Source organism: Chengkuizengella marina (assembly GCF_009910845.1).
In the GTDB taxonomy this organism is placed as follows: Bacteria; Bacillota; Bacilli; order Paenibacillales; family KCTC-33759; genus Chengkuizengella; species Chengkuizengella marina.
Window position 1 is genome coordinate 1 of record NZ_SIJB01000046.1, and the last position, 4,507, is coordinate 4,507.

The 4,507-nt window shown below is 36.1% G+C and carries 5 protein-coding genes and 1 pseudogene; all 6 read right to left on the minus strand.

The features are described 5' to 3' along the window. Positions 1-1,000, minus strand: a 1,000-nt coding sequence (locus tag ERL59_RS21640) for an RCC1 domain-containing protein (RefSeq protein WP_407925745.1), incomplete at its 3' end; no start/stop codon positions are given. Between the two features lie 36 nt (positions 1,001-1,036). Beyond that, positions 1,037-1,876 (minus strand): annotated as a pseudogene (locus ERL59_RS21645) (RCC1 domain-containing protein); the annotation flags it as partial. A gap of 558 nt (positions 1,877-2,434) precedes the next feature. Then, on the minus strand, positions 2,435-2,908 hold the full coding sequence (locus ERL59_RS18510) for a hypothetical protein (protein ID WP_160647731.1): 474 nt from the start codon (positions 2,906-2,908) through the stop codon (positions 2,435-2,437). Between the two features lie 224 nt (positions 2,909-3,132). Further along, positions 3,133-3,309, minus strand: a complete 177-nt coding sequence (locus tag ERL59_RS18515) for a hypothetical protein (RefSeq protein ID WP_160647732.1) — start codon at positions 3,307-3,309, stop codon at positions 3,133-3,135. An 82-nt stretch (positions 3,310-3,391) separates the two neighbouring features. Beyond that, positions 3,392-3,874 carry a hypothetical protein gene (locus ERL59_RS18520; RefSeq protein WP_160647733.1) on the minus strand — a complete coding sequence of 161 codons (483 nt, stop codon included), beginning with the start codon at positions 3,872-3,874 and terminating at the stop codon, positions 3,392-3,394. Between the two features lie 321 nt (positions 3,875-4,195). Next, a partial coding sequence (locus ERL59_RS18525; RefSeq protein ID WP_160647734.1) for a hypothetical protein occupies positions 4,196-4,507 on the minus strand: 312 nt, incomplete at its 5' end.

Here is a 4,507-nt window from a genome sequence, read left to right on the forward strand (position 1 = left end):
TATTCACTGCACTAATTACATAATAGTACGTTGTTCCGTTTGTTACATTTGTATCAATATAACTTGTAGAGGTTACATCACTAGCTAAAGTTATATATGGACCACCGCTTACTTCTGATCTTTTAATTGTATAACTTTCTGTATCACTACTTGCATTCCATGAAATTTGAACTTGTCCATCACTAGATGTTACTATTATATTAGTAGGTTGATCAGGTTGAGAGGAAAAAGTTTTCATATCTTCCCATAACAATACTCCTTCTACTTGTTTATAAGCATCCATACCTGCGATAAGTATATTACCATCTCTTTTTACTCCTACAGTAAGAGTACGTCCTGTAGATACTTGTACAATATCAGTCCATTCGCTTACTTCTAATTGACCATAATCATTCCGACCCACAGCCACTACTCTTCCATCACTTTTCAATCCTACCGTATGAGATGATCCAGCAGATACTTGTACAATATCAGTCCAGTCATTTACTTCTAATGGACCATAATCATCCTGACCCACAGCCACTACTCTTCCATCTTTTTTCAATCCAACTGTATGGGAACCTCCTGCAGATACTTGAACAATGTCAGTCCATTCGCTCACCTCTAATCTTCCACTACTAGCCCAGCCTACTGCTCTTACGGTACCATCTTTTTTCAATCCAACTGTATGATGGTCTCCTGCAGATATTTGGTGTATGTTAGTCCAATCACTTACTCCCAATTGTTTGTAATAATCATACCCTTCTGCAATTACTCTTCCATTACTTTTCAATCCTACCGTATGAAAAACACCTGCAGACACTTGAACAATGTCAGTCCATTCGCCTACATCCAATTGACCATAATTATTGTAACCTACTGCCTCAACAGTTCCATCATTTTTTAACCCAGTCGTATGATAAGAACCCGTGGAAACTTCTACTATGTCAGACCAATTATTTACTCCCAACTGACCATAATCATCCCGACCTTCTGCCGCTATACTACCATCACTTTTCAATCCTACGGTATGATATGTTCCTACAGATGCTTGTACAATATCAGTCCACTCACTTACTTTTGATTGACCATAATGATCCCGACCTTCTGCCACTATACTACCATCACTTTTCAATCCTACCGTATGAGATAATCCAGCAGATACTTGGACAATATCAGTCCATTCGCTTACATCCAATTGACCAAATTCATTTTCCCCTACTGCCACTACGGTCCCATCACTTTTCAGCCCTACTGTATAATGATTCCCTGCAGATATTTGAACAATGTCACTCCATTCGCTTACTTCTAATTGGCCATACTCATTCCGACCCACAGCTACTACACTTCCATCACTTTTCAATCCAACTGTATGATAATATCCTGCAGATACTTGGACAATGTCACTCCATTCACTTACTCTCAATTGATGGTTTCTATCATTACCCACAGCTACTACACTTCCATCACTTTTCAACCCAACTGTATGAATATAACCATTGGATACTTGGACAATGTCACTCCAGCGGCTAACTCCCAATTGACCATAATCATCTCTTCCTACTGCCTCTACGGTCCCATCACTTTTTAACCCAACAGTATGATAAAAATTTGATGATATTCCTACAATGTCACTCCAGTGGCTAACTCCCAATTGACCATAATCATCATTTCCTGTTGCCTCTACGGTCCCATCACTTTTTAATCCTGTAGTATGATAAGTACCTGTAGAAACTTCTACAATATTAGTCCAGTTACTTACTTCCGTTTGACCATGCTGATTTCTACCCACTGCCACTACAGTTCCATCACTTTTCAAACCAACTGTATAATTAGATCCTGCACTTATATGGTTCTTTTTCAGTTGTTGAATGTAGTTGATACTTGAAACAGTCATTTTATTCAAATCTTCAACTTCTTTTGCTATAACTACAGCTGAAAATACTAATAGAAATATACAAAGTAAAGTTACTGTTTTTTTAATAATCAATATGATTCCTCCTAATATTTATGTTATTATGTAAATTTCTTAATTACACTTCTAGAAACCAGCTTTCCCCCTTCAATTACTAAAACTTTCATTAATTTACCTTTAAATCATATATAAATCTCTTTCATATTCCAATGGAAATAAATTCATTCTGAGGCTATGGGGATCTAGAATTAAACAGTTTAAAAAACTTTCATAAAATGTTAACAGAATAAATAATCAGAAGAAATATTAAATTCTCTCTTCTTATTTATTATTCTCGTAATCCTTCTTTACTTTTTGCTATCCTTTTATAATTTGTTTCTAACATGTAGCACCTGTTAGTTAATAATTTATCCTGTTGTTTATCATCCTGCTTCCCTCCCCTAGCTCAATGGATGATATTTTCCCAACAAAAAAAGAACGTATATCTACGCCCTTTCTGCTAACCGTTTAATTTATAAAATTTTATTTTCAAACTGTTATCTATAATGTTATTACCGTTGCTTTTAGACTTCTGGATCCAACAAAGATATTGTCTACTTCAACTTCATTTGTTGTAACCCTTGTACATACGAGATCATACGTATTGATTCCAGCAGGTGGACTATCGTCTAGAACAGGAAAGTTTGGAAAATTTGTATGTCTTCCTTCAGAAACAGCATCATAATCCATTTCATCATTTATCGTCGCAATGGTAGTGCTATTGCGCATGATTTCATATGTTACTTCAAAAGATACAGAAGTGTCTGGGTCTCCTACAACAGCAATTTGAGCCATTGAATCCAGAGAGACTTGTGTATTCATTGGCTGTGTAACACATACATCAACTGTAGCTACAACTCTAGGTATCGGAACACCTGCTATAGGTGAAGGAAGTTCAATTGCCCCTTCACCACCATATGGGTTCTCAACCGAAAAACTTTGAGCCACAACAAAAGGTTCTTTTTTAAGTCCCATAAACTCACCTCCAAACTTCATAATTATCCGTTTATCCTATCTTATGAACAATCTAACGTTGTTGCTTGGACTCTTATCTATGGGCTGGAATGGAAAAAACCAACTGATATATTTTAATTGATAATTGGGATAATATAAAAGCAAGCTGTCTGTATTAGTCCTTATTAAGTTAATTCTTAGTGAGGACTTTCTTCTTTTTAGGTGATTATTAACGCTCACCGCTTTTATAGATCCACACGCCAAACCTCACACCTATGTCCTATGCTAGTTAAATCTTTCACCACTTCTTTTACTTCTGAGTGGGTAAACCTCAGTGCAAGAGATTCACGTCTTGTCCAATCATAAAACCTTGGTCCTATATAATAACCTTCACTAGATTTTATTATGTATGCGGATTCCATGATCTCTCACATCCTTTCCATACAAAAAAAGCACTATATGTGCCCTTCTCGTTTAAGAATAAATTTATTTTTAAACTGTAATCTATAATGTGAACACTGTGGCTTTTAAGCTTCTGGATGCGGCAAAGATAGGCGGAAAGCTGCCACCCTTATTTGTACATACTAGATCATACGTATTAATTCCAGCACTTGGATTATTATCTAGGACAGGAAAGTTTGGAAAGTTTGTATGTCTTCCATCATCTGGAAATGATCCTGTTGGAACATAATCCATTTCATCAATGATCGTTGCAATAACTACGTTATTACGAAATAGCTCATATGTTACTTCAAAAGATGCGCTTGAAGCACCAGCGACATTACCATTTGCAGCAATTTGAACCATTGAATCCAGTGATACTTGTGTTTTCTGTGGCTGAGTAACACATACATCAACGGTAGCTACAACTACAGGTGTTTCAGTAGGAAAGGGATCAGGAAGAGGAATTGCACCAGCATTAACATCATACGGATCCAATACTGAAAAACATTGAGCTACGACAAAAGGCCCCTTATTTAAACCCATAAAATTACCTCCCAACTTTTTAAACTAAAATATCATCTCACACTATCTTATGAACAATCTCATGAAGTTGCTTGGACTCTTATCTATGGGCTGGAATGTAAAAAACCAACTGTTATATTTTAATTGATAATTGGGATAATATAATAGCAAGCTGTCTGTACATAGTCCTTATTAAGAGTAATCTTAGTAGGGACTTTCTTGTTTATCATCCTGCTTCCCTCCCCTAGCACAATGGATGATATTTTCCCAACAAAAAAAGAACGTATTTCTACGCCTTCTGTTAACCCGTTTAATCATAAAATTTTATTTTCAAACTGGTATCTAGCATTCAAATACTGTTGCTTTTAGGCTTCGAGAGCCAACAAAAATCTCATCTACACCATCTGTTGAAACCCTTGTAATTCTGAGTTCATACGTATTGATTCCAGGACTAGGATTGTTATCTAGTATAGGAAAGTTTGGAAAGTTCGTGTGCTTTACAAAGTCAGGTGATGCCTCATAGTCCATTTCATCATTGATCGTTGCAATCACAGTATCATTACGTAGAATATCATAGGTCACTTTAAAAGTTGCAGAAAACTGTATCGCATCAAAAGCAATTTGAGCCATTGAATCCAGTGATACTTGTGTTTT